The sequence below is a fragment of the Rickettsiales bacterium genome, assembly GCA_041396965.1.
GTDB lineage: Bacteria > Pseudomonadota > Alphaproteobacteria > Rickettsiales > SXRF01 > SXRF01.
Genome location: JAWKXN010000001.1, coordinates 753,128 through 780,122, shown reverse-complemented (window position 1 = coordinate 780,122; position 26,995 = coordinate 753,128). Strand labels below are relative to the sequence as shown.

The 26,995-nt window shown below is 39.8% G+C and carries 24 protein-coding genes; 19 read left to right on the top strand and 5 right to left on the bottom strand.

Annotated features, from left to right (window positions below):
* The first annotated feature begins 56 nt into the window (after positions 1-56).
* Genes kdpA through kdpC form a run of 3 tightly spaced genes read left to right on the top strand, consistent with a single transcriptional unit; the run spans position 57 to position 4,441 of the window.
* Positions 57-1,796: a potassium-transporting ATPase subunit KdpA gene (gene kdpA / locus R3D71_03905; GenBank protein ID MEZ5690791.1), complete on the top strand. Its 1,740-nt coding sequence runs from the start codon at positions 57-59 to the stop codon at positions 1,794-1,796.
* Positions 1,797-3,860 (top strand): potassium-transporting ATPase subunit KdpB, encoded by a 2,064-nt coding sequence (gene kdpB, locus R3D71_03900; protein ID MEZ5690790.1) that lies wholly within the window; start codon positions 1,797-1,799, stop codon positions 3,858-3,860.
* Positions 3,860-4,441, top strand: coding sequence for a potassium-transporting ATPase subunit KdpC (gene kdpC / locus R3D71_03895; GenBank protein MEZ5690789.1), 582 nt, complete (start codon positions 3,860-3,862; stop codon positions 4,439-4,441). Before kdpB ends, kdpC begins: the two co-directional genes overlap by 1 nt.
* Positions 4,442-4,452: 11 nt before the next feature.
* On the opposite strand, the gene R3D71_03890 is transcribed toward kdpC, so the two are convergent.
* Positions 4,453-4,956 (bottom strand): hypothetical protein, encoded by a 504-nt coding sequence (locus R3D71_03890; protein ID MEZ5690788.1) that lies wholly within the window; start codon positions 4,954-4,956, stop codon positions 4,453-4,455.
* Positions 4,957-4,973: 17 nt separating this feature from the next.
* Entirely contained in the window at positions 4,974-6,302 is a 1,329-nt protein-coding gene (locus R3D71_03885; protein ID MEZ5690787.1) for a type III PLP-dependent enzyme, read from the bottom strand.
* Between the two features lie 429 nt (positions 6,303-6,731).
* On the opposite strand from R3D71_03885, the gene guaB reads away from it, so the two are divergent.
* The 5 genes from guaB to R3D71_03860 all read left to right on the top strand — a co-directional run bounded on the left by guaB (position 6,732) and on the right by R3D71_03860 (position 11,561).
* Complete coding sequence (guaB, locus tag R3D71_03880; protein MEZ5690786.1) at positions 6,732-8,201, top strand: IMP dehydrogenase; 1,470 nt, start codon at positions 6,732-6,734, stop codon at positions 8,199-8,201.
* A 53-nt stretch (positions 8,202-8,254) separates the two neighbouring features.
* Positions 8,255-8,932: a TIGR02281 family clan AA aspartic protease gene (locus R3D71_03875; GenBank protein ID MEZ5690785.1), complete on the top strand. Its 678-nt coding sequence runs from the start codon at positions 8,255-8,257 to the stop codon at positions 8,930-8,932.
* A gap of 66 nt (positions 8,933-8,998) precedes the next feature.
* On the top strand, positions 8,999-9,421 hold the full coding sequence (locus R3D71_03870) for a hypothetical protein (protein MEZ5690784.1): 423 nt from the start codon (positions 8,999-9,001) through the stop codon (positions 9,419-9,421).
* A gap of 33 nt (positions 9,422-9,454) precedes the next feature.
* On the top strand, positions 9,455-10,774 hold the full coding sequence (locus tag R3D71_03865) for an RsmB/NOP family class I SAM-dependent RNA methyltransferase (protein ID MEZ5690783.1): 1,320 nt from the start codon (positions 9,455-9,457) through the stop codon (positions 10,772-10,774).
* 1 nt (position 10,775) lies between these two features.
* Positions 10,776-11,561, top strand: a complete 786-nt coding sequence (locus R3D71_03860; GenBank protein ID MEZ5690782.1) for a hypothetical protein — start codon at positions 10,776-10,778, stop codon at positions 11,559-11,561.
* Between the two features lie 126 nt (positions 11,562-11,687).
* Here R3D71_03860 and R3D71_03855 read toward each other — a convergent pair whose 3' ends face one another.
* The 3 genes from R3D71_03855 to R3D71_03845 form a co-directional block, all read right to left on the bottom strand.
* Positions 11,688-12,521 (bottom strand): hypothetical protein, encoded by an 834-nt coding sequence (locus R3D71_03855; protein ID MEZ5690781.1) that lies wholly within the window; start codon positions 12,519-12,521, stop codon positions 11,688-11,690.
* A 108-nt stretch (positions 12,522-12,629) separates the two neighbouring features.
* Positions 12,630-13,697 (bottom strand): glycosyl hydrolase 108 family protein, encoded by a 1,068-nt coding sequence (locus R3D71_03850; GenBank protein MEZ5690780.1) that lies wholly within the window; start codon positions 13,695-13,697, stop codon positions 12,630-12,632.
* A 102-nt stretch (positions 13,698-13,799) separates the two neighbouring features.
* Positions 13,800-14,645 carry a type II secretion system protein gene (locus tag R3D71_03845; protein ID MEZ5690779.1) on the bottom strand — a complete coding sequence of 282 codons (846 nt, stop codon included), beginning with the start codon at positions 14,643-14,645 and terminating at the stop codon, positions 13,800-13,802.
* A gap of 142 nt (positions 14,646-14,787) precedes the next feature.
* Here R3D71_03845 and scpA point away from each other — a divergent pair, with 142 nt between their 5' ends.
* The 11 genes from scpA to pnp all read left to right on the top strand — a co-directional run bounded on the left by scpA (position 14,788) and on the right by pnp (position 26,982).
* Complete coding sequence (gene scpA, locus R3D71_03840; GenBank protein ID MEZ5690778.1) at positions 14,788-16,944, top strand: methylmalonyl-CoA mutase; 2,157 nt, start codon at positions 14,788-14,790, stop codon at positions 16,942-16,944.
* Positions 16,941-17,237: a DUF1905 domain-containing protein gene (locus tag R3D71_03835; protein MEZ5690777.1), complete on the top strand. Its 297-nt coding sequence runs from the start codon at positions 16,941-16,943 to the stop codon at positions 17,235-17,237. Before scpA ends, R3D71_03835 begins: the two co-directional genes overlap by 4 nt.
* A gap of 85 nt (positions 17,238-17,322) precedes the next feature.
* Complete coding sequence (locus tag R3D71_03830) at positions 17,323-17,718, top strand: hypothetical protein (protein ID MEZ5690776.1); 396 nt, start codon at positions 17,323-17,325, stop codon at positions 17,716-17,718.
* 188 nt (positions 17,719-17,906) lie between these two features.
* Positions 17,907-18,173: a hypothetical protein gene (locus R3D71_03825; GenBank protein MEZ5690775.1), complete on the top strand. Its 267-nt coding sequence runs from the start codon at positions 17,907-17,909 to the stop codon at positions 18,171-18,173.
* A gap of 111 nt (positions 18,174-18,284) precedes the next feature.
* A complete protein-coding gene (gene rimP, locus R3D71_03820) occupies positions 18,285-18,869 on the top strand; it encodes a ribosome maturation factor RimP (protein MEZ5690774.1) in 585 nt (194 codons plus the stop codon).
* Positions 18,870-18,888: 19 nt separating this feature from the next.
* On the top strand, positions 18,889-20,406 hold the full coding sequence (nusA, locus tag R3D71_03815) for a transcription termination factor NusA (GenBank protein MEZ5690773.1): 1,518 nt from the start codon (positions 18,889-18,891) through the stop codon (positions 20,404-20,406).
* A 138-nt stretch (positions 20,407-20,544) separates the two neighbouring features.
* Entirely contained in the window at positions 20,545-23,085 is a 2,541-nt protein-coding gene (infB, locus tag R3D71_03810) for a translation initiation factor IF-2 (protein ID MEZ5690772.1), read from the top strand.
* Between the two features lie 64 nt (positions 23,086-23,149).
* Positions 23,150-23,581 (top strand): 30S ribosome-binding factor RbfA, encoded by a 432-nt coding sequence (gene rbfA, locus R3D71_03805; protein ID MEZ5690771.1) that lies wholly within the window; start codon positions 23,150-23,152, stop codon positions 23,579-23,581.
* Positions 23,571-24,485: a tRNA pseudouridine(55) synthase TruB gene (gene truB, locus R3D71_03800; protein MEZ5690770.1), complete on the top strand. Its 915-nt coding sequence runs from the start codon at positions 23,571-23,573 to the stop codon at positions 24,483-24,485. The genes rbfA and truB overlap by 11 nt, the downstream gene beginning before the upstream one ends.
* A 23-nt stretch (positions 24,486-24,508) precedes the next feature.
* Entirely contained in the window at positions 24,509-24,778 is a 270-nt protein-coding gene (gene rpsO, locus R3D71_03795) for a 30S ribosomal protein S15 (protein MEZ5690769.1), read from the top strand.
* A 62-nt stretch (positions 24,779-24,840) separates the two neighbouring features.
* The gene (gene pnp, locus R3D71_03790; GenBank protein MEZ5690768.1) at positions 24,841-26,982 is read left to right on the top strand and encodes a polyribonucleotide nucleotidyltransferase; all 2,142 of its coding nucleotides are present in this window, start codon (positions 24,841-24,843) and stop codon (positions 26,980-26,982) included.
* The last annotated feature ends 13 nt before the right edge of the window (positions 26,983-26,995 follow it).

Here is a 26,995-nt window from a genome sequence, read left to right as displayed (position 1 = left end):
TGGTAATCGCCATGTTAAAACCTGAGCTATTTCCATAGCAAATACCACATAAGAACATGAATTCTATTATATATATAACCTTATGTTTTGCTGTCATTCTACTGTCAATAAAGCCGCTGGGCGTATATGTTGGCAATGTATTTACCGGTAGAAATATATTTACAGAGAGGATTCTTGGTGGTTTTGAGAGATTAATTTACAGGATATGTAGAATAGACTCTAAAAAAGAAATGGACTGGCTTGATTATATAATTTCCTTGTTAATATTTTCGTTATTCTGTTTTTTGTCGTTATTTTTTATTTTGACTAATCAAAGCTTACTGCCATTGAATTACCAGAATTTCTCTGATGTTCCTTACGATCTCGCGTTTAATGTTTCTATTGGTTTTATCACTAATGGTAATTGGCAAGCATATAGCGGAGAACATACTCTTAGTATATTCTCACAAGCCTTCGGGCTTACCATACATAATTTTTTGGCGACTACTTCGGGGATGTCTGTTTTTGCCGCTCTTGCCCGTTCTATAGCAAGAAAACAGACAAATAATCTAGGGAATTTTTATAAAGACACAGTAAGAGGAACTATATATATATTACTGCCATTTTCCTTAATATTAGCGGTATTCCTTGCCTCACAGGGAGCTATGCAGAATGTTGGTGAGTATATCAGATATACTCCGCTAGAAAATAGTAGTGAGTTAAATGACAAATCAAATTATTTGATTCCGCAGGGAATGGTCGCGTCACAAGTAGCTATAAAAACTATTGGAAGCGGAGGTGGTGGTTTTTTTGGGGTAAATGCCGCTCATCCGTTTGAGAATCCAACTCCACTTAGTAACTTTGTACAGGTGATAACTATATTTTTACTGCCATGCGCTTTTATTTACGCTTTTGGCTACATGATTAACGACCGAAGACAAGGATGGTCTTTAATAATGGCGATGTTCATTATTTTTATTCCTCTTCTTGCCATAGGAATAATTAATGAACATGGGTCAAATCCTCTTTTTGACAAAAGCGTAATTGACGATTCAGAAGGTAATATGGAGGGAAAAGAATTACGTTTTGGTGTTACTAGCTCTGTATTGTGGGCATCCATTACTGCCGCTGCCTCCAACGGTTCAGCAAATTCCGCGCATGACTCGTTTTTGCCACTTTCTGGTCTTGTACCCATGTTACTTATACAGTTTAGCGAAACTATTTTTGGAGGAGTTGGTAGTGGGGTTTATAATATTTTCGTGTATGTAATAATCACGGTTTTTATTGGCGGTCTTATGATTGGTAAAAACCCTGAATACATGGGAAAAAAAATAGACGCTTTTGACATAAAAATGGCCGCTCTTGTTATATTGATACCAGCAGTGCTCACCTTATTTGGGTCAGCGATAGCTGTGTATATGGAAAATATGACACAAGCCACACTCAATGACGCGGCTCAAAGTCTTAGCGAAATATTATACGCTTTTTCCTCAGCATCTAATAATAACGGTAGCGCCTTCGCCGGAATTAACGCTGATAACACGTTCTATAATGTTATGCTTGGCATCTCAATGTTCGTCAGTAGATTTTGGGTTATGATAGCGATAATGGCGCTTGCCGGCTCACTTTCCGCTAAAAATATAACTCCAAAAAATGAAGCTACTCTGCCTACACATACCCCTCTTTTTATTTTTTTACTGGTTTCGGTGCTAATAATAATCGGCATACTTACCTATGTACCAGCGGTGGCTCTTGGTCCCGTAGCGGAACATTATAGCCTTGTAAATAATGTTGATGAATGGAGCTTGCAGAAATAAATGAGTAGTCACCAAACAGATTGGAAGAAAAATATAACAGCTTCTGTTATGCAAGCCTTTATAAAATTAGCGCCAATCGCTCAACTTAGAAATCCTGTGATGTTGGTTGTCTACATTGGCGCGATAATAATTACCGGTTTATATGTAAACTATCTGATAACTGGAGAGGAAATAAATGGAGAACCTCATTGGTTTACATTATTGGTCGCTGTCTGGCTGTGGCTTACTATTATATTTTCAAATTTCGCGGAAAGTCTCGCTGAATATAGAGGCAAAGCACAGGCGGAGACTTTAAGATCCCTACGCAAAGAAGTAAGAGCTAAAAAGATAAAAAATATAAATTCATACAACAAGTACGAAATAATATCCGCTTCCAGTTTACAAAAAGATGATTTGGTATTTGTAGAAGCTGGAGACACCATACCAAGTGATGGTAATATAGTTCTTGGTATAGCGTCAGTTGATGAGAGTGCCATAACCGGAGAAAGCGCGCCAGTTATTCGTGAAGCGGGTGGGGATTGCAGTTCAGCAACCGGAGGAACTAGAGTTTTGTCTGATTGGATAGTTGTTCGTATCACCGCCAATTCTGGAGAAAGCTTTATAGAAAGGATGGTATCCTTGGTAGAAGGTGCTAAACGTCAAAAAACTCCAAATGAAATATCTCTTACGGTTTTCTTGTCCGCTATTACTATAAGTTACCTGATAACCATAACCACATTATTACCATTTTCAGTTTATAGTGTTGAGCAAAGCGGTAGTGGTCAGATAGTAAGCCTTACCGTTTTGATAGCGTTGCTTATATGCCTTGCTCCAACCACCATCGGCGGACTGCTCTCTACGGTTGGCATATCAGGAATGAATAGGTTACTTAAAGCTAACGTAATAGCATCGTCTGGAAGAGCGGTAGAAGCCGCCGGTGATGTAACAAGGCTACTTCTTGATAAGACTGGAACTATAACTTTTGGAAACAGGCAAGCGGAAGAATTATTACCGGCTAGTGGAGTAACCATAGAACAACTGGCAAAAGCGGCTTACTTATCATCAATCGCTGACCAAACGCCAGAAGGAAGGAGTATTCTTTTTCTTTCCAGAGAAAAATGTGAGACGGTAGAAGACCTAGCAGAAAACTGTGAATTTATTGATTTTAGCGCAGAGACTCGCATAAGCGGAATAAAAATAGGTGAACGCCATATATTAAAAGGCGCTTTGGACTCCATAGAAAAATATCTTGAAAAGCATAATAAAAAAATAACCGATGATTTACGATATAAAGTTGATAATATCGCAAGACGTGGCGGAACTCCTTTAGTTGTTATTAATGAAGACAAAGCGTTAGGGGTTGTTCATCTTAAAGACGTAATAAAACCAGATATAAAGAACCGTCTAGCTGATTTAAGAAAAATGGGCATTAAAAGTATAATGATAACCGGTGATAACAAACTAACCGCCGCCGCTATCGCCGCTGAAGCTGGTGTTGATGATTATATGGCGCAAACAACACCTGAGCAAAAATTACAGCTTATACGCAGGATGCAAGCAAATGGTGAGTTGGTAGCTATGGTTGGTGATGGCACTAATGACGCACCGGCTCTCGCTCAATCTGATGTGGCGGTGGTAATGAATAATGGCACACAATCCGCTAAAGAAGCGGCCAATATGATAGATCTTGATTCAGATCCAACGAAACTCATAGAAATTGTTGAAATAGGAAAACAACTGTTGATGACACGCGGAGCGCTTACCACGCTATCAATCGCTAACGATGTGGCTAAATATGTGGCGCTCATACCGGCAGCTTTTATAAGCACTTACCCACAACTAGAAATACTTAACATAATGCATCTTACATCACCAATATCTGCCGTGTTATCCGCTATTATTTTTAACGCTATTATCATAATACTACTTACTCCTCTATCGCTTAGAGGTGTACGTTATAAGCGGGTGGATGCAGCTAAACTTCTTCGCCATAATCTCCTAATATATGGTCTTGGTGGCCTTTTTATGCCATTTGCTGGTATAAAAATAATTGATATTATTCTTACCATGATTGGGCTGGTATAATGAAAAATAATATAAAAGATAATATACGTTCTTCGCTTAGTATGCTGTTGGTGCTTACCATATTGCTTGGAGTGGTGTATCCAGCTTTTATAACTCTGGTCGCTAAAATACTATTTAATGATAGCACGAATGGTAGTCTGATAGAAAAAGACGGAAAGGTAATAGGCTCATATCTACTAGCGCAAGAATTTACTGAAAATAAGTATTTCTGGTCACGTCCCTCAGCTACCACACCACCATATAATACTCTTTCCTCCGCCGCCTCTAATTTAAGTCCAGCCAACATGAAGCTTATTGGAAAAATAAACGAGAGGGTAAAAACCTTAAAAGAAGCGGATCCTATGAATAAAGCCTTAATTCCAGTTGACTTAGTAACCGCTTCGGCGAGCGGGCTTGATCCAAATATTAGCCTTCAGGCCGCTGAGTATCAAATAGGACGTATAGCCAAAGCCAGAGGAAAACAGCCAGATGAAATCCAAAAAATAATAATGGATAGCGTCTCAACTCAAAGTAAAATCTTTGGAATTCCCTATGTGAATGTTCTAGAGCTAAATCTTAAACTTGATGAAACGGGTAAGTAAATTCAGCAAGCCTATTTCCGACTCATAATATCCTTCAAATCACTATGCATAAGTCCAAGTTCAACTTTGTAGTTATTTGGTCTATTTTCAATATCGTCAGCTAGACCGTTAAGCAAACTAACCAATTTTGATTTATCCTCACTTTTATGAAAAAAATCTGGGACTTTTCCTCCTACTTCACCCGCTTTATTTTTTATGTTATCTAGTAGCTTATCCCAATCTTTGTTTATTGTCTCAGCTATGATTCTTAGTGCACTAGGTGCTGCCTCTAACTGTTCGTTAATAAGTGAATAATTCATATCATCAGGATTAACTAAAGGTAACCTCCTGAAAATATCCCTATCATTGATAACTGAAATAAGATTTTTCATATTGGAGAACTGTATTTCAACATTATTTTTTGGTGACTCTGTACCCACTGAGAACATCCCAGCCAGAATGGTAAGGTCTCTCTTCGCTCTTCCGTCATCAATAAACAATTTTTTAGAAATTTTATCAGCCCAATTATCACTCATAAGCACTTCATATTTAATCAATTAACCGAGAAAATACTAAGCATTGGCTTATCTTCAAGACATACCGTCTCGTGATTGTAAAAACCATTGAAGTTAGTACGCATAGTCGCGGAATACGCGCCAAGCTGACCTATCTCTATCCAATCACCTTCTTTAATATCGGATGGCAGATAAAAAGGTCCTTTCATAACATCTACACTGTCACAGGTCGGACCATAAAAACCAAATCCTTCTAGATCACCAGACAACTTACCAGCAGGACGGATCGCTTTTACCGGATAGTTAAAAGCCGGTGTTCCAGCGTCAAATAGGCTGCCATAAGTGCCGTCATTAATATAAAGCATATTGCCTTTTCTAAGCTCAACACGCACTACCACCGAACCACTTTCAGCGACTAACGCTCTACCCGGTTCGCACAAAACCTTGCAACTAGAAAGTCTGCTATATGACTTCACAGTATTTTCAATCATAGCCATATAATCAATAAGCGGTGGCGGAGTCATCTCAGGATAGATAGAAGGGAAACCTCCTCCAACATCCAACATATCTAGTTTAACTTCCGTTTGAATAAGCAAATCATTTACCAGTCTTATAGCGTATTCATACGCGTCAGGATTCATACATTGCGAACCAACGTGAAAACATATTCCCAATTTTTTGCTTGCTTTGTGTGCCGCCACTATCAATGAGGTCGCCTCTTCCAAATTCACACCAAATTTACCGGCAAGACTAAATAGTGCTTTATCATTAGCTATAGAAAGGCGAACATGTAGGCTAAGATCCTCAGCGTAATTGGTAACTTCTAGTATTTTTTGTAGTTCAGCGTGACAATCAAGTGAGAAATCACGGATACCATAATTAAAATACGCCGCGAAAATCGCCTCACGACTCTTCACCGGATGCATAAAATACATCTTCGCATTTTCTATATTATCAGCCACCGTCTGTATCTCAGCAAGAGAAGCCACATCAAAATTTTTTATTCCAGCTTTTCTTATAGTACGCAGCACACTAACATCAGGATTGGTTTTCACGGCGAACATAACCTCTCCGGGAAAATTCGTAACAAACCAGCTACTGATATTGCTTATTACGTCATGCCTAACACAATGGACTGGTACTGATGGTCTTTTACCACACACCATATCATAGGCTGAGCTATAGCTTTCCGTCACCCTATTATTGTCGTAAGAGGGCTGAGATTGCCGTAAATTATATATATTTTGAGAATTTGCTGTTCTGGATTTTCTATAAGGGATTACGCTATTTGTGCGTCGGGACAGTCTGGTACCAGAATTTTTTATGTTAATGCTTTGAAGTAAAAAATCACGAGTGGTTTTGTTCATCTAACTTAATACCATATAATTTGTGGTTAAACTATTTATGGCTCACCGTTCATAACTCCGATAAACCGCCTTTTAATATATTGTTTTTTAACAGAATTTATCACAAAACACCTATTTGTTGTTAACGAAACGCTTCCATATAATTGAAAACCGAGTGATTATAAAGCAAAATCTTTATTAGTGTAAGAGTTTTTTATGTATATGTAGTTTCTAATCTCAATAATTATAAACCAATATCAAAATCACCGCCAAAAATGGTGGTTTTACGCCACGTGGTGGGAGTGATGTAAATTCGTCTCCCATACGATAAATTTAGAAAATGGTAAGTTCGCGCTCAAATATGCATTTTTCTACTGACAACAGTAAAAAAACAAGATATTGCTTTGTGGCAAAACTAAACTCAGCTCTATAAAATAAGGTTTTGCGTAAATGACGATAAATATAAAAGAAGCTCTTACTTTTGACGATGTACTATTAAAACCTAGCTCGTCTGATTTTATTCCCTCTCAGGCTGATACCAGCACCAATATAACAAGAGACATAAAGCTAGCTATTCCTCTTATCTCGGCGGCTATGGATACCGTAACCGAGTCAGCGCTGGCAATCGCTATGGCGCAGCAAGGTGGAATAGGCTGTATACACAAAAACCTGTCCATAACCGAGCAAGCGACAGAAGTCCAAACCGTAAAGAAATTTGAGTCTGGAATGGTGGTAAATCCACTTACTATAAGCCCTGACACAACCCTAAAAGAAGCTCTTAACCTCATGAATCGGCATAATATATCTGGTGTTCCGGTTGTAGAAAATGGCAATGGAAAACTAGTTGGAATACTTACCAATCGTGACGTACGCTTTGCTGTTAATAATACGCAGCCGGTTCATGAGCTAATGACACGGGATAATTTGGTGACAGTTCATGAGGGTATAAGCCATGATGAAGCGAAATTGCTGTTGCACAAACACCGTATTGAAAAATTGTTGGTAGTTGATAACAATTATAGCTGCATTGGGCTTATTACGGTTAAAGACATTGAAAAAGCCCGTGCCTATCCTAATTCCTGCAAAGATGAGCATGGAAGGCTTCGGGTGGTGGCGGCTACTGGTACTGGGAAGGACGGTATAAAAAGAGCGGAAACACTCATAGAGGCTGGCGCTGATATAATAATTGTTGATACCGCTCATGGGCATTCAAAAGGAGTGATAGAATCGGTAAAAACTATTAAGGAGATATATAGAGACACCAACATAATAGCCGGTAATATAGCGACCGGAGAAGGCGCGGAAGCACTTATAAAAGCCGGAGCGGATGCTATAAAAGTCGGGATTGGACCTGGTTCAATATGTACCACTAGGATTGTCGCCGGTGTTGGTGTGCCACAACTATCGGCGATAATTGATACAGTTAAGGTAGCATCTAAACATAAAATACCAGTAATAGCTGATGGTGGAATAAAATTCTCAGGCGACCTAGCCAAAGCGATAGCCGCCGGAGCTGGATGCGCTATGATTGGCTCCCTGCTCGCTGGAACACAAGAAAGCCCTGGTGAGGTGATACTTTATCAAGGAAGGTCTTATAAAAGCTATCGTGGCATGGGTAGTGTTGGAGCTATGGAAAGAGGATCAGCGGACAGATACTTTCAGCAGGAAATAAATGATAAGCTTAAACTTGTTCCTGAGGGGGTTGAGGGAAGAGTGCCATTTAAGGGATCTGTAGCAGGAGTTGTACATCAGCTTATTGGTGGTCTTAAAGCTGCTATGGGTTATACAGGCAATAAAACTATACCACAAATGCAGAAAAACTGTGAGTTTGTTCGTATTACCGGCGCTGGTCTTCGTGAGTCACACGCCCATGACATCACCATTACCCGTGAATCACCGAATTATCGAGTGGGTGGTTAGTATAGATAAATCATATAAATTATATGGTCTAAAAGATATAAAAAGTGACAACAATGAAACGTTTAATAGCCATAATATTACTAGCTCTATTTGTTATATTTCTCGCTACGCAATTTCCCGGTGCGCTTTCTAACGAAGACAATCAAATGAATCTGGTGTATTTAGTTGTTTTGTTATCTGCCTTCGCGGTTTCAATGAATAGATTTTCTTTCAGTCAGACAGTAAAATACACAGTTGCTTGGCTTGCGATAATAATGCTGCTGGTAATTGGCTATAGTTATCGTGATGTTTTTCTTAACAGTCGGATAGGAACAGAGTTAATCCCCGCCAGACCCCTTTTGAGTGGTGACGGCAATGTAGTAATAAAACTAAGTCAAAATGGACATTTCCACATAAACGCTAAAGTGAATGGAAAGTATGTTAATTTCATGATTGATACTGGTGCTAGTGATGTCGTCTTAAACCGTAGGGACGCTGAACGCGTAGGCATACCCCTCTCCTCTCTGTCATTTAGCAAAATATATAGCACAGCCAACGGTATAACTACGGGAGCGCCGGTAAAGCTGGACAGTCTACAGCTAGGTGATTTTACCCTGAATAATTTCCCTGCCAGTGTTAATAAAGGAGATTTGGATAGCTCTCTACTTGGAATGAGCGCACTACAAGCGTTAGGTGGGTTTCGGGTTGATGGCGATATTATGATAATCGGCAAGAATAAGAATAAAAAATAAGTTGATATAGCATTACATTATTGTATGTTAAATATAATTAATAATTAGCGCGCGAGAATATATGTTATGGTGGTAGCACAGTCAGTTGGTACAGTACGAAAAGTTACTGATAATACAGCGTCACATGATATTGCTAACAATAAGATATTTGCCCACATTAATGACGGCAATTTCAAGACTGAGCAGGCTTTTCCTGATTTGACTGATAAAAATACTCTTAATGAGTTTATAGCTATGGTAAAACATATTTCATCTACACAGAAAAAAACAATTTTAGTATCTCATCCTAACCTAAATAGTAACTCAAAAGATGTAATGGTAGAAATAAACTCAGCCAGTTCTCCGGTAAGCTTCGCGCAGAACATAAATAACGCTATCAAGCAAATGAATGAGCTAGAAAACAACACAGATGAGATGGATAAATTTCATAAGGATGCTATAAGAGCAAATAGAGATTTCAAGAATCTAACTATAGGAAAGCATATATAAGCACTATACACAATGTGAAAATAATACTGACTAATGACTCCATCCGCACGAATACAATCATCCATAGAACTATTTGACCAGATACTTGATAGCTGGCAGACAGAGAAACGCTTTCCAGCTGATAAGCTTATAGAGAGATATTTCAAATCCCGTCGTTACATTGGCTCAAAAGATAGAGGTTTTATCGCCGAGCTTGTATATTGGGCACTCCGTCATAAAGCGGAAATAGAATGGTATCTGGAAAATGGCAACCAGATATGTGAGGGGCGTTCTTTTGTAATTGTCACACTAATATTGAAAGATAATAAAACCCTAAAGGATATTGTCACTCTGTGTGATGGGGAGAAATACTCACCAGCAAAGCTAAATGGCAAAGAACAAGATTTTATTGAAAATCTTATCCAAATCAAACGCCCCACTGAACCTGATATTCCTAAAAATATACGTCTTAATTACCCCATTTGGCTTGAGGACAAGCTTGTAGAAAGATTCGCGGAAAATCTGGAAGCGGCGATGCTCACCATGAATGAACAAGCTCCAACTGACCTACGCGTGAACACCCTGAAAATAAGTCGTGATGAGTTACTTACGAAGCTACAGAAAGAAGGTTTTGACTGTGAAGCAACTCCGATTTCTCCACTTGGCATCCGCCTTAAAAAACGTATGCCGATTTTCACCTCAGAATATTTCAAAAAAGGTTGTTTTGAGGTACAGGACGAAGGCTCACAAATATTAGCTTTACTTACCGAAGCAAAACCAGCGATGAAAGTAATTGATTTTTGCGCTGGTGCCGGCGGTAAAACTCTAGCGATTGCCGCTATGATGAATAATAAAGGGCGAATACTGGCGTGGGATAAATCAGAAAAACGTCTCGACCAGATAAAACCACGCTTGAAACGGGCGGGTGTTGATAACGTACAAACACATGTTATATCGTCCGAGCATGACTCATTTATAAAACGTCATAAATCCTCAGCGGATAGGGTATTAGTGGACGCGCCATGTAGTGGCAGCGGTACGTGGCGACGTAATCCCGACCTTAAATGGCGATTTAATGAAAATGATTTGAATGAAGTTACAGCTATTCAGCAGTCAATATTGCAAAGCTCGGCAAGACTTACCAAAGAAGGCGGTAGGTTGATTTACGCTACATGCTCACTATTTAGGGATGAGAATGAGAATCAGATAGAAAATTTCTTGAATAATAACAACAGTTTTAGACTATTACCCGCAAGTGAGGCATTAAAGGATAACATAGCAGTTAACCAGCTATGCGATACTCCATATTTTATTGTATCTCCTTACAGAAACAATACTGATGGATTTTTCGCCGCGATATTGGAAAGAGTCTGATATGGTAGGTAATATTATAATACCAAAAACAAAAGAGCAAGGTGGTTGGAATGAAAAGACCATAAAATCTTTTCCTAGAACCGCAATTGCTAGTATGTCAATAATATTAGAAGAATTAGAAAAAATAAAAGATGTGGCGCATAATGGCTCACAGGCTGATATAAAAAACATTACAAAGGCTATAGGGACCTTGACTCATATTTATTATAATAAATTATTTGACCCAGAAGATACAGGAACTCTCTCCAATAAGCATGCTGAGTTGCTTGCTGATGACTCATATATAATGAAATCTCTCCATAAAGGCAATGAAACAGACCGTAAATCAATAGAAAAATCTTTAAGAGAACTTCTTGAAATAGCAAATGTAGAAACTACTGGTGAAGCAGAAAATATAATTATAGATGGAGTAATAAAATATAGGAATATTGAGAACAAAAGAGTGAGTGATAACAATAAGTTCTTTGATCGTGGCGATCCTCACAATAACTTTGTTGGTAAAGGTGATGGCAAAATAGATAATGCAGAGATAAAAGCCGCTATAGAACAACTTAGAAAGCATGGAATGAAAGTCTCAGAAGGTGATTTAAGAGATTTGACAAGCAATCTAGAAATTAGTGATGAAACTATAAAAGCTGGAATCACTTATCAAAACGAACTAGAAGAAAAGCAAAAATCCGCCAACCCTGATATAATAGATAAAGCAATAGAAATATCCGATGATTCAACAGAAGTGGCACAAAATACACCGCTAATCCCAAATAAAACAAAAAGTAGAACTATTTAACATAATACTTTATTTTCAGTAGTTACATTGGAAAAAGCTTTAACAATTGTTATTCGGCGCGAAACCGACTCTTTCGGTGATAGTTTTGATGGTGGTTTCTAATTATAGAAGTTACAAACTACTGTACTAACCGAACAACCCTCTGCCACCGCCTTTTCCTCTTGGCGTATTTGGCAGATTATTTGATTTACTATCACCTGAAAAAACCACTCCGAGCAATGCCAGAATACCAACCGCTATGAGAGCTATGTCCGACATTTTCATATCTCCTAAAGCATCAGGAAGCCAGTCCATAATCCCGTTTCTCTTTTGAAATTTTCCATCCGGTTGTCCCATTTTTCTATTCGCCCATACCTGTATATCAGTAGCAGTAAAATCTTTGAATAACACTTCTTTTCCATCAGAATAATGTAATCTAACACCCTTATGACGCTTTCCTTTAGTGTCAACAAATGGACCGTTAGCGTCTATCGCCTCTTTGGAAATTAAGTTAGTTATCTTAGTATCAGGACTAGCTTTTAGAACTTTTATGGCACCACCAGCCCCCAAAAAATGGGCAAGATATAATTGTCCAGCGGTTGGCGGATGTCCACCAATAGCTGAAGTTAAAGCTCTTTCATTATCTCTGGTAAAACGAACTCCAAAAAGAATCTGTTGTTTTACATCGTAGCGTGGATCGTTGGCAGTCCCCATGTTCTCTGGGGTTACTGACTGTATATCATTATATTGCTTCGCGTAATCATTCCACGTTCCAGGAACCACCTGGAATATGCCTGCAGCCCTACTTCCTCTGGTACCGTCCGCTCTTAAAGGTGGCCTAGCGTATGTATCTCCATCGCTTTCAACCACCATTATTCTACCAAGAAAAACACGACCCTCCTCATCAAGCCCCTCTTTATTAGCGACCTCATCAAGTAACGCCATATTCCGGCGTTTTATTTCTGATTGTGACATACTCATTGTTATATTCTAACATAGAAAAAACGGCGAAAATATTACATTTTTATGAAATGGTATCTGAAATTTATCATTTTCTATCAATAAGATATAAATACAGAAAATAGCAAATCACCCTATTCTTGGATTAGAAATTACCGACTTACCACCAGATGGAGTAGATGGTGGTGGGGTAATGGAAGCGGTATTAAATTCTCTGCCGCCACTATCGGCGCTTGCCATAGTTACTTTCTTATCGTCAGAAAACAAGTTGGTAATGGCTGCGATTAAATCTTTTACTATACCTAATATTGATTGCCAGAAACTTGAATCAGCATCAAAAAACGAACCATCAGCAATACCACTAACACCATAAGTTTTATTTCTTTTTGAATATCTTGAAACAGTATTCTCGCTCCCTAGATCCGCAACATTAAACTCTTCATTTAACGCTTGCTCGGTAACATTTTTTGTTCTGTTACGCCAACCATTACGAAACTCTGCTTTGAGAGGGTTTTTTTCAATAATACGTTCGTAAGTTGCGAGTCTTTCTTCCGCTAGACTTTTAATTAGCTCTCTTCCATCAACATTATTTGCTCTTTCAAAAATATTATTTCCAGTAGCTTCAGGAAAATCTTTGTCCAGTGTTCTCTTCAATATTCCTGCCATACCGTTATTTCTTTTTTCAGAACCGGCACCAAAATTTATACTCATATCAAATAAAACATACTGTACTCTATTGTCTTTAACAGCGTTAATTCCTGCTTTATCAAAATAATTTTCTACAAAGAATTTATTGATATTTTCTTCGGAAAGAGTATTCACCGTTTCCATCTTCAACGGTTCAACTCCATGTTTCCCCGCTTTCTGTAAACTCCATCTATTATACGCGGCGAGATCTTCCTCGTTTTTAATGTTAATTTCTCTCCCATGCTCTTTTTCAAAAACAGGCGCAAAATATGCCACCCCACCCATTGCCTTCATTTGTGCTTCAGTTATTTTTCTGAATGCGGGATCATTACTTTGCCGCATTGTATCAATAGTGACACCATTATATGTTGCAGGGTCAGCAGCACCATGATTAGAAAAAGCAAATTTTACATTTTTTCCTCTTTCAGAATCATTTACACGAGCCAACATACCGGAAATATCTAAGTTATTTCCGTTTTCCATACCATCATTTTCTTTATTCACACTCATACCCTAATCTAACACAGCTAACTTGCTGATAGTATTACAATTTTGTGAAACTGATTTTTTAATGTTAAATCTCAGCTAAAACCCAATTAACATATTGTTAAATCAATATTTTTCCGTAACAACATCGCTATTGGTAAAAAAGCTGCCACGTGTATAATATCTAGTTATATCATCAAATGAGGCTCTTAAATCGGTATTATCGGTAGTTGTCGCTCTGCCCATTATGAAAGTGGTTGAGTAAGCGGCGGCGGTCGCTGAGCTGTCGCAGTGGCAGTTTGTTTGCTCATTGCTATTGGTGGATCCGGCGGTTTTACGAACACCACTTAGCTGGAACGCTCCATGCCCATTTTCCCCGTGTGATATAACTACCGCTATAGCGTTTGCCGAACGGGTATTACCTGCGGTATCATTTACGGTTATACCACCTGTGCTGTTATTTAGCTGGTAGGTATCAAAAGCGTTAGTCGCGGTAAAACGGCGGTCAACATGGTAGGAAAATCTGCCGCCCCATGGGTCAAAAGCATATTCATCAGCAAGTCCGAGCGAGCGCACAGGCACTACTCCCCCTACTACATTACCGCTAATAAAATTAGCGGTTGGCGGTGTGGTATCAGCGGTTCTGTTACCATTTCCATCGTAAGTAGCACCGTTTACACAACTTCCAGCTCCGGTAGTTCCACCTTCCACACCAAAATACTGGTTAGTTACGAGATAAGTAGCGTCCGCCGGACATGGTAGAGCCTTATTCTTCTTTACGAAAGCGGCAAGAGCGTCTTCTATCGCTGTCATTTTCCGCGTAAAATCATCTTGTTTTCTCTGCCTTGTTTCTTGCGTTAGCACAGACATTATCCCACCAATCATTAAGCCTAATATTAGCAAGACGATTGAAAGCTCAAGCAGTGAAAAGCCTACTATCCTATTTTGTTGTTTCTTAGAAAATTCTAACATGTGTCAATTGTATGACTCTTAAATTAAACAATTGTTAATATATTGCCCATACAAGCTTATTCCTTGCTATTTTGCCCTTAATGTAGCATATTGCAGAGTTAGATTACACACTAAAAAACATCATAATGATGGAGAGAATACTATGGTGGATTTTCCTAAGAAAACTATTTCTGACTGGCAAAAGCTAGCGCAAAAAGATTTAGGAGTTGATAAGGAGGGAAATGCCATTCCTCTGGAAAATCTGAACTGGGAGACAGCGGAAGGTTTTACAGTAAAGCCCATCTATACAGCGGAAGATTTAGACGGTTTAGAGGACACCAACACTATAGCGGGATTCGCTCCTTTCGCGCGGGGACCTCGCGCTACTATGTATACTGTACGTCCATGGACGGTGCGGCAATATGCTGGTTTTTCTACCGCTGAGGAGTCTAATGCCTTTTACAAGCGAAACTTGGCGGCCGGACAAAAGGGGCTTTCAGTCGCTTTTGATCTGGCAACTCATAGAGGTTATGACTCGGATCATCCAAGAGTAGTCGGTGATGTTGGCAAGGCCGGAGTCGCTATTGACTCAGTGGAGGACATGAAGATATTGTTTGATGGTATACCGCTTGATAAGATGAGCGTGTCAATGACCATGAATGGAGCAGTACTTCCCATACTAGCTAGTTACATAGTAGCTGGTTTAGAACAGGGCGTAAAGTTAGAGCAGCTTTCCGGTACGATACAAAATGACATTCTAAAAGAATTTATGGTGCGTAATACCTATATTTACCCGCCAGAGCCGAGTATGAGGATTGTCGCTGATATTATAGAATATACCGCGAAGAATATGCCAAAGTTCAACTCAATATCAATTTCCGGTTATCATATGCATGAGGCGGGAGCGACAGCGGTTCAAGAACTCGCCTATACCATAGCTGATGGTGAGGAGTACGTAAAAGCCGCTCTTAGCAAGGGACTTAACGTTGATGATTTTGCCCCTCGCCTATCGTTCTTTTTTGCTATCGGCATGAATTTCTTTATGGAAATAGCCAAACTCCGTGCCGCTCGCCTACTCTGGGCGAAAACTATGGCGAAATATAACCCGAAAAAACCAATGTCGTCGGCACTGCGTACCCATTGCCAGACTTCCGGCGTATCACTTACTGAAAAAGACCCGTATAATAATGTTGTACGTACAACTATTGAGGCATTGGCGGCGGCTCTTGGCGGCACGCAGTCACTACATACTAACGCTCTGGATGAGGCAATCGCCCTACCCACTGATTTTTCCGCGCGTATCGCCCGCAACACTCAGCTTATATTACAGCATGAGGCTGGAATTACCAAAACCGTAGACCCTCTTGGTGGTAGCTATTATATTGAGTCGCTGACCGCTAGCCTCGTAAAACACGCTGAGGAGCTAATAGCGGAAGCAAATGAGCTAGGAGGGATGACGAAAGCTATTGAAGCGGGAATCCCTAAGCAGAAAATTGAGGAATCAGCGGCACGCAAGCAAGCAAGAATTGATCGGGCGGAAGATATTATAGTTGGTGTAAACAAGTATCAATTAGCTAAGGAAGACCCAATAGATATTTTGGATGTTGATAATAGCAAGGTAAGAAAATCACAGATAGAGAGAATTAATAACGTAAGGGCAAACCGTGATAAGTTGGCTTGCGAAAAAGCGTTGGCGGAACTTACTAAAGCGGCAAAAGATAATAGTGGTAACTTGCTAGAATTAGCGGTAGAGGCGGCTAGGGCAAGAGCAACCGTTGGTGAAATATCAGAGTCTTTAGAGAAAATTTATGGGCGTTACAACGCTAGCGTTAAAACAATATCAGGAGTATATGGCGCGGTGTATGATAGTGATGATAGCTTAAAACCAATTCGTGATAAAGTGTCCAAATTCGCTGAGAATGAAGGACGCAGACCACGTATATTAGTCGCCAAGATGGGACAAGATGGGCATGACAGAGGCGCGAAAGTAATCGCCACCGCCTTTGCTGATATGGGTTTTGATGTCGATGTTGGATCGTTATTTGCCACGCCAGAGGAAGTCGCGAGACAAGCGGTGGAAAATGACGTGCATATCGTTGGGGTTTCCAGCCACGCCGCTGGTCATAAAACCCTCGTCCCGCAATTAATAGCGGCGCTAAAGGAAGCTGGTCGTGGTGATATTTTAGTAGTTTGTGGTGGAGTAATACCGGCGCAGGATTATCCGGTGCTGGAACAGGCGGGAGTTTCCGCTATTTTTGGTCCTGGTACTAATATACCACTAGCGGCAGAGAAATTACTGGAATTGCTTGGAAAACAGTGAAAAAATACCAAATAACCGCTAGCTTATGGAAATATAAAGGTAAAGCCGCTTGGTACTTTATAACTTTACCGAAAGAGATTTCTGAGGAAATAAAATTTTTCTGTTCACACATTAATATACCGTTTGGCTCGCTTCCGGTTGAGGTAAAAATAGGGGAAACCACTTGGAAAACCTCTATATTCCCTGACAACAAAGCCGGTTCTTACTTGCTTCCCGTAAAATCATTAATCCGCAAAAAAGAAAAACTTGCTGAAGGAGACGCTGTATCATTTTCCCTAAAGATAATGGAGTAGATAACGTAAAATTATTGACTATTATTAATTTTCATTTATCATTCTCTACTGCTTGAAAATAAGACATGGTTATTGAGGTATAATTATGAACACGGTATTAGACAGATTATTAAATAGAGATACAAAACCTAATTATCAGCAAGTGTATGATGATGTATTAAAAGCAGGAGCTGAAGTTATTGCTAACATTAAAAATGATAATCTTATTCCTATGAACGACAGCAATAATAACCCATTAAAAGAACTTGCTACCTTAGTAATAGCTAATACTGACGATAGGTTTAAGAAAATTCCTGACGAAGAGCTAATTAGCAAAGCGGAGCAGCACCTCAATGACTTAATACCGATTAACCAAGACATGTCACAACATCAAAAAATGCATAATTTAGCGTCTGAAAAAGCTGTGGAAGTTGTTAAAGCTATGCAAGAAAAAATAAAAGAACGCGGACTTTCTCAGGAAAATATCATGCAAAAAGGTTAATTTTTTATACCTCAAAATATAATTATTATTCATTATACTAGTCACTTGCGTATAACGTCAAGATGTTGAAATAACGTATAAATAGCAGATTCCTCCAAATTATTGATTTATTTATTGACAAATAGTTAATTTATGTATAGCTACATAACCAATTAGTTAATTAATTTTAATATATAGGGAGAAATTTTATGCTATTGGCGGTGCGTGATAACGAGAATAATCTGGAAACGGAAAACGATGAGATATCTACAGAAAGCAGTGTTATAAAACATATTTATAATACTCTGCTTGAACAAATTGATTTGGGTATGATTTCACGTATGAAACGAGATATTCTTTTAACTAAACTCATTAGCATGATTGAAGAAATTGTTTTTTATGAACAATTTAATATTAGTTACGCGGAAAAGAAATATATCACTGATAAAATAGCCCAGAAGTTTAACAATAATTAACTTATAAATAAACCTCTTGCCTTAGCAGCATAGATATGTATAATGGCAAAAAATTTGAGAGGTGGGCTTTTGCCCGCCTTTTTTGTTACCCTATCTTTAGAGTAAAATAAAGTGGATATTATATCACGCATAACCGATATTATTGAGCCTTCAGTCAATTCTCTTGGCTATAGTTTGGTACAAATAAAGCTTACTGAAAGCGCCCGCCGTAAGACGCTTACTATCATGGCGGAAAAGGCGGACGATAGTATAATGGGATTTGACGACTGCGCTAAGATAAGCGACACGGTATCGGCTTTGCTTGATGTTGATGATCCGCTATCTGGCGCTTATAATTTGGAAGTATGCTCACCCGGAGTTGACAGACCTCTGATTAAACCGGATGATTATTCTAAATTTACTGGTTATGAGATAAAGCTAGAGACTATTATGCCCATAGAAAGGCGCAAACGTTTTCGTGGCATACTACAAGAGTTAGAAAAACATGATGATGGTTACGCTATATCGCTAGAGTGTGATGATGGTATTACCGCTAGGATAGCTCACGATAATATACGTTTTGCCAAGTTAGTAATGACTGACGCGCTGGTTGAGGAATATTTAAGCAAACAAAATAGTGAGAAGAAAATTGATAAAAAATCTGGAAGAAAAGCTAGTAAAAAGCTAAAAGAGAAACAAGATAACGTACAAATATAAATTGTGAAAGGATGATATAATGAGCGCTAATCAACCTATTTATGGAAGCAGTGAGTTACTACAGATAGCTGACGCGGTCGCCCGCGAGAAAGGCTTGCCCAAAGAAGCGGTTATTGAGGCTATGGAGCAAGCGGTTCAAGTCGCTGGTCGCCGTAAATATGGCCATGAGCACAATATACGCGCGGAAATTGATAAGAAAAGTGGTGAGATATTGCTGTATCGGGTGCGTACGGTTGTTGAGGAAGTTGAAAATGAAATTACCGAACTTACACTTGAGCAAGCGAAAAAGATAAACTCTGACCTAGAAATAGGTGATGAGATAAAAGACCTGCTTCCACCGATTGATTTCGGTAGGGTAGCGGCACAAACCGCTAAACAAGTTGTATTACAAAAGGTTCGTGACGCTGAGCGTGAAAAACAATACGAGGAATTCAAGGACAGAGTTGGTGAAATCGCTAGCGGTGTCGTGAAACGTGTTGAATATGGCAATGTAGTGGTTGATTTTGGTCGCACCGAAGCGGTGATACGCCGTGATGATCTTATCCCACGTGAGATATTTAGAACTGGTGACCGTATCCGCGCTTACATAGCGGACGTAAGACGTGAGAAATCTGGTCCACAGATATTCTTGTCGCGTACTCATCCTGAGTTCCTAGCTAAATTGTTCGCGCAAGAAGTTCCAGAAATATATGATGGTATTATAACTATAAAAGCGGTCGCTCGTGACCCTGGTTCACGCGCTAAATTAGCTGTTATATCACGTGATGTAAGTGTTAATCCGGTATTATCATGTGTTGGTGTTCGTGGGAGTCGCGTGCAAGCGGTTGTTGGTGAGCTACAAGGAGAAAAAATAGACATTATAGAATGGTCAGCGGATCCGGCTAATTTTGTGGTAAACGCTCTTTCTTCCGCTGAGGTAAGTAAAGTTGTGATTGATGAGGCGAAAGAACGTATTGAGGTAGTAGTGCCAGACGATCAACTATCAAAGGCTATTGGTAGTCGTGGTCAGAATGTCCGCCTTGCCTCACAACTGGTTGGATGGAATATTGACATACTAACAGAGGCGGCTGAGTCAGAGCGTAGCACGGAAGAATTCAATAAACTATCAGCTCTGTTTGTAGAAGCGCTAGACGTTGAGGAGGTTATCGCTCATCTGTTGGTAGCTGAAGGATTTACCTCTATTGAGGAAGTGGCTTACATACCAATAGAAGATCTGATAGCTATTGAGGGATTTGATGAAAATGTCTCAGAAGAATTGCATAAGCGCGCGCGTGATTATCTAGCTTCTGAACAAGAAAAACGGGAAGCTAGGCTAAAAGAGATAGGAGTTGAAGATTCGTTGATTAATTTCCTAAATGACAAGTCATCATTTGATCCTGAATGGCTAGAGAATCTTGGAAACAACAAGGTTTTAACCCTTGATGATTTCGCTGATTTATCAACTGATGAATTACAAGAGATTATGCCAAAAGACGCTCTTAGCCATGATGATGCTGGAGCACTCATTATGGAAGCAAGAGAGTCTTGGGATAATTAAAAGTCAAACGAGTAGCGACGACGCTGTGTAGTCACTAGCTAAATCATTAAAGTATAAATTTATTTTGCTTCTATGATTGTCTTGTGTATTATCGGCGATGTTATTAACTAAATAAAATATTAAGAACAAAAAATATATATGTCGGATAGTGATAATAACGCAAAAAAAGATACGCTCAAAGTTGGCAAGCCTAATCGCCTGCAACTTACCAAGACTGTTGAAAGCGGCAAGGTAAAGCAAAATTTTACGCATGGGCGCTCCAAAACGGTTACTGTTGAGGTTCGTAAAACCCGTACCTTTACTCAAGGTAAGCGTGGCGCTCCGATGGTTGAGGTGAAAAAGAACAAAGGAATTTTATCGTCAGCTGATATTGACGATCCTATGTCACAGCTTACTCCTGAAGAGCGTGAAAGCCGCTTAAAAGCTTTGAAACTAGCGGAAGAACGGCAAGAGTATGAAAAAAATAAACCACAACCTACCAAGACAAAAGATGAAGATGATGGTCTAAAGAACGATAAAGAAGCTGGTGAAAAAACCGACACGATTAATGAACCGGTCGAAGTAGAGAAAAAACCAAAACGTAGATCTGATATAACAATACCTGCTCCTTCGGGAATAGTCACTCCTATTAAGGCAAGGCAAAGTGAAAATGAAAAGCCTAAGGAACAGCCATCTTCCGCACATAAGCTCTCCGGTAAATCATCGCATGATTTTTCTGACGGTGAGGAGAGCAATAAAAAAGAAAAATCAGGGAAATTAAGGCTACGTGGCGGTGAGGACAGAAGGTCATCGGGTAAAATCACTGTCCATCAAGCTCTATCAAATATTGAGGAACAAAGAGTTCGTTCGCTTGCCTCAATCAAAAGGGCTCGTGAAAAAGCTCTAAAGAAGGCGATGAATAAACCAACGGAAAGTGAAAAAGTCATTCGCGAAGTCGTAATACCTGAGACTATAAATGTCTCGGAACTCGCTAATAGAATGGCTGAACGTACTGTTGACGTAATAAAATCATTGATGAAACTTGGTATAATGGCAACCGCCTCGCAATCTATAGATGCTGACACGGCAGAGCTTGTTGTTGGTGAGTTTGGTCATAAATTCAAGCGTGTTACTGAAGGTGATGTTGAGAATATACTAAAAGATGATGAGGGAGATGACGCGAAAGATCTTCGTCCACGTCCGCCAATAGTTACTATAATGGGACATGTTGATCATGGAAAAACCTCATTGCTAGATGCGTTACGTATGACTGACGTGGTGGCAAAAGAGGCTGGCGGTATTACTCAACATATAGGCGCGTATCAGGTTAGTGTTGAAAATGGGCAGAAAGTGACTTTTCTTGATACACCAGGTCATGAGGCGTTTACCGCTATGCGCGCTCGTGGCGCTAAAATAACGGATATTGTAATATTAGTTGTTGCCGCTGATGACGGTATTATGGAACAGACCAAAGAAGCTATAAATCACGCTAAGGCCGCTGAGGTTCCTATTGTCGTCGCGATTAATAAAATTGACAAGGTTGGCGCGGATCCAGCTAGGGTGAAGCAAGAATTGATGCAATACAACTTAATCGCTGAAGAGTTTGGTGGTGACGTGATGGTGGTTGAGATTTCAGCGAAAACCAGACAGAATCTTGATAAGTTAGTAGAAGCTCTGTTATTGCAAGCGGAGATTTTGGAGCTTAAGGCGAATCCAGACCGGATGGCAAGCGGAATAGTGGTTGAGGCTAAACTTGATCAAGGTAAAGGTGTGGTAGCTACTATACTTATCCAAAAAGGTACGTTGAAAGTGGGTGATGTGGTAGTGGCAGGTATAGCTAACGGTAAAGTCCGTAATATGCTTGATGATAAAGGAAATCCTATATCAGAGGCGATACCAGGAACACCAGTTGTAATACTTGGGCTTAACACCGCTCCTGATGCTGGTGATATTTTCTCGGTAGTTGAGAATGAGAAAGTGGCGAGGGATATTTCTGAGTATAGAACACGTACTATAAGAGAAAAAAATGTAGCTCTATCAACTCGCTCTTTAGATAATTTGTTCGGGGAAGCCGCTGGTACTGGCGCTAAAGAATTACCGGTTATAATAAAAGCCGATGTGCATGGCTCGGTTGAGGCGATCGCCTCCTCAATAACAAAATATTCTGATAATGAGGTTGCGGTTCGGGTTTTACACAGCGCCGTTGGGGGTATTTCTGAATCCGACATAACATTAGCTAAGTCCACTGGTGCTTTAATTATCGCTTTTAACGTGAGAGCCGCCCCTAAAGCCAAAGAACTCGCCGCGAAAGAAAATATCAACATACGCTATTACTCAATTATATATAATGTGGTGGATGATGTAAAAGCCATGCTTTCTGGTATGCTATCCCCGATACTTAAAGAGAATTTTCTTGGCTATGCTCAGATCCGTGAAGTATTTAACATTAGTAAAATTGGTAAGGTGGCTGGTTGTATCGTAACTGAAGGTATAATAAAGCGTGGCGCTAAAGTTAGATTGTTACGTGATAACGTAGTTATACATGAAGGAGCCCTTAAAACCCTCAAACGCTTTAAGGATGAGGTAAAAGAAGTTAAAAGCGGCTTAGAGTGCGGGATGGCGTTTGAGAATTATGATGACATAAGGGCTGATGATCAGATAGAGGCTTTTGAGATAGAAGAAACCGCACGGACAATATAGAGGAGGCTGGATATTACGCATTAGCTGTAATGCTTATAGCCTAGTGCCTAATGCCACTATTATTATGCATAATTTATTTTCAGATAAAAAAAAATCGGGTAGTGGGCAACGTAAACTCAGAGTCGGTGAAGAGATACGTCATATAATAGCGGAATTGTTGATGCGTGGTGAGGTTCACTCCCCTACACTTCTTAATTCTTCTATTACCGTATCAGAAGTCAGAGTCAGTCCTGACTTAAAAAACGCTACTGTATATGTCATGCCACTTGCCGGAGAGCGTAAGGATGAGTTGCTGTTAGCGTTAAAAGAATCATCACCAAAATTCCGTCACTTAATATCAAAACGCCTAAGATTGCGCTATATACCAAAACTTCATTTTGCTCTTGATAACTCTTATGAGGAAGCGCAAAGAATAAATGACCTGCTAAAAAACCCTGATGTGGCTAAAGACCTGAAACATGATTCTGATAAAGGGCTAGGTAAGCTTGAGGAATAATAAAAACACGAAGAACCTCAATGGCTGGATAAGTATTGATAAACCTGTTGGTATAAGTTCAGCGAAAGCGGTGGCAGAAGTAAAAAAAATTCTAAATCCCAAAAAAATTGGTCACGCCGGAACTTTAGATCCGCTTGCTTGTGGCGTTTTACCGCTTGCTCTTGGTGAGGCGACTAAAACTATAAATTACATGATGGATGCCGACAAAATTTATGAGTTTACGGTTAATTGGGGTGAGGAAAAAACCACTGACGACGCAGAAGGTGAAGTAGTAAAATCATCGGATATACGACCTAAAAAAAGTGATATTACAGAATTACTACCAAGATTTACCGGAAATATCAGGCAAACCCCTCCTGATTACTCAGCGATTAAAATTAATGGAAAAAGAGCCTGTGATTTGTTACGAAACGGGCAAGACATAGAGTTAAAGGAGCGTATAGTTAATATATATCATATTGATATACAAGAACATAATAATAAAAGCACAAGATTTATATGTGAATGTGGCAAAGGGACATATATACGCTCTATAGCAAGGGATATAGGACGTATAATCGGCTGTTACGGTTATGTATCGTACCTTTGCCGTATTTCAGTTGGAAAATTTGATAAAAACAATGCGATTTCACTGGAAAAGTTAGGTGATATGGTGCATAAAGGCTCTGTTGATTTTTTGCGACCTGTGGAATCCGCGCTGGACGACATCTTGGCGTGGGATGTTAATTCTACTCAGGCAGAATTTTTACGGAATGGACAAAGTATTTCTGTCCCGTCTTTTATGGGAAGAGAAGTATCGGCGGATGGTAACACTATTTTATTCGCTAGGAATGATGGTGTTCCAGTGGCTATCTGTAAATATGAGGCAGGGGTGATGAAACCGGTTCGTGTGTTTAATTTATAAATTTGATATAAGGAGTGGCTACGATGTCGAGTGAAGCAATAAATAAAGATAATATAATTAAGGAATTCGCCGTTAAGGAGAATGATACAGGTTCCGCTGAGGTGCAAATCGCTCTACTTACCGCGCGTATAAACCACCTTACCGAGCATTTCATGACTCATAAGAAAGATCACCATTCGCGCAGGGGTCTACTTATTCTCGTAGGTCGCCGTCGTCGCCTGCTTGACTATCTTAAAAAGAAAAATTTTGATAGTTACAGTACAATAATAGGCAAGCTTGGTATCAGGAAGTAGTTTCGGTAATGTGTTTCTAGAATGTTGGTAAAAGAATAAATAGGAAAAGGAAGATATAAATAATGTTTAATGTAGTAAAGAAATCTATTCAGTGGGGTGATCGTACACTAACTCTTGAAACCGGTAAAATCGCTCGTCAGGCTGATGGCGCTGTATTGGCGACATATGGCGAGACTGTTGTGTTATGTACGGTGGTCGCCGCCAAATCACCAAAATCAGATGTAGATTTCTTTCCACTTACCGTTAATTATCAGGAGAAGGCTTTTGCCGCTGGGAAGATACCAGGTGGATTTTTCAAACGTGAAGGTCGCCCGACAGAAAAAGAGGTTCTTACCTCCAGATTGATTGACCGCCCTATCCGCCCGCTTTTTCCTAATGGATTCTATAATGAGACACAGGTAATATGTACTCTTCTATCTCATGATTTGCAAAATGACCCTGATATAGTGGCTATGATTGGCGCTTCAGCCGCTCTTACCATTTCTGGTGTTCCGTTCATGGGGCCTATCGCTGGCTGTCGTGTTGGCTATATTGATGGTGATTATGTATTAAACCCAACTCATGATGAATTGGCTGATAGCGAACTTGATCTTGTTGTCGCTGGTACTGGTCGCTCTGTTCTGATGGTAGAATCAGAGGCTGAGGAACTTTCGGAGGAAGTGATGCTTGGCGCTGTAAGTTATGGTCATAAGCAAATGCAGGATGTTATAAATTTGATAATATCACTCGCTGAAGAATCCGCTAAAGAGCCTTGGGATTTCCAAATAAAATCTGATGAGGATCTTGCCGCTAAGGTAAGCGGTAAAGCTGAGAGTGAGTTGCGCGCTGCCTATAAGATAACCGCTAAACAAGAAAGAGCCGGCAAGCTGGACGTGATAAGAAAATCTGTAAAAGATTCTCTTTGCGCTGAAGGTGGTGAGGAATCTTACGATGAGAAAACCGTAATGAACCAACTCAAAAAGTTGGAGCAGGAGATTGTTCGTACTGACTATGTTAACAATAAAACTCGTATTGATGGTCGCGCGCCAGATGAGATTCGTCAGATAGTCGCGGAAGTTGGTACTCTGCCACTTACTCATGGCTCTGCCCTGTTTACTCGTGGTGAAACGCAAGCTTTGGTGGTAGCGACACTAGGTACCAGTCAGGACGAGCAGATAATAGACGCTCTGGAAGGTGAATATCGTGAAGGTTTTATGCTGCATTATAATTTCCCGCCTTACTCAACTGGTGAGGCTGGACGTATTGGTAGTCCGGGGCGCAGGGAGATAGGTCATGGTAAGTTAGCGTGGCGGGCGATTCGTCCAGTTCTTCCAGAAAAAGAAGATTTTCCTTATACGCTGCGCTGCGTGTCTGAGATAACTGAATCTAACGGTTCTTCGTCAATGGCGACCGTTTGTGGAAGCTCGCTATCGCTTATGGACGCTGGAGTTCCTATGAAACGTCCGGTCGCTGGTATCGCTATGGGGCTTATCAAAGAAAAATCAGGTTTTATAGTTCTATCTGATATTCTTGGTGATGAGGATCATCTTGGTGATATGGATTTCAAAGTAGCTGGAACTGAAAAAGGTATCACCGCTTTACAGATGGATATAAAAATTGACGGGATTACCGAAGAGATTATGGAAGTAGCTCTTAATCAGGCTCACGGTGGAAGGAAACATATTCTTGGTGAAATGGCAAAAGCCTTGTCCGCTCCAAGAGATTCAGTAGGAAGTACCGCTCCTCGTATTACCACAATGAACATACCGAAAGATAAAATTCGTGATGTTATAGGTAGTGGCGGCAAGGTTATCCGCGAGATATGTGAGGTAACCGGCGCTAAAGTTGATATTGATGACGATGGTACAGTTCGTATAGCCGCTACCAACGAGGAATCTGGTAAAAAAGCTTATGACTGGGTTTACTCAATAGTCGCTGAACCGGAAGTTGGTCAAATTCATAGCGGAAAAGTTGTACGGGTCGTCGATTTTGGCGCGTTTGTTAACTTCTTTGGCAGTAAAGACGGTCTAGTTCATATAAGTGAGTTAGCTGACTATAGAGTTGGCAAAGTTACTGATATAGTAAAAGAAGGTGATAGCGTTAAAGTTAAGGTCATAGACATAGATAATCGTGGTAAGATACGCTTGTCTATGCGAGTCGTTGATCAAGAAACCGGAGAGGATATTTCTGATCAAGTCTCTGGTAAAGAGAAAAAACCAGCATAGTTTATTATATTTT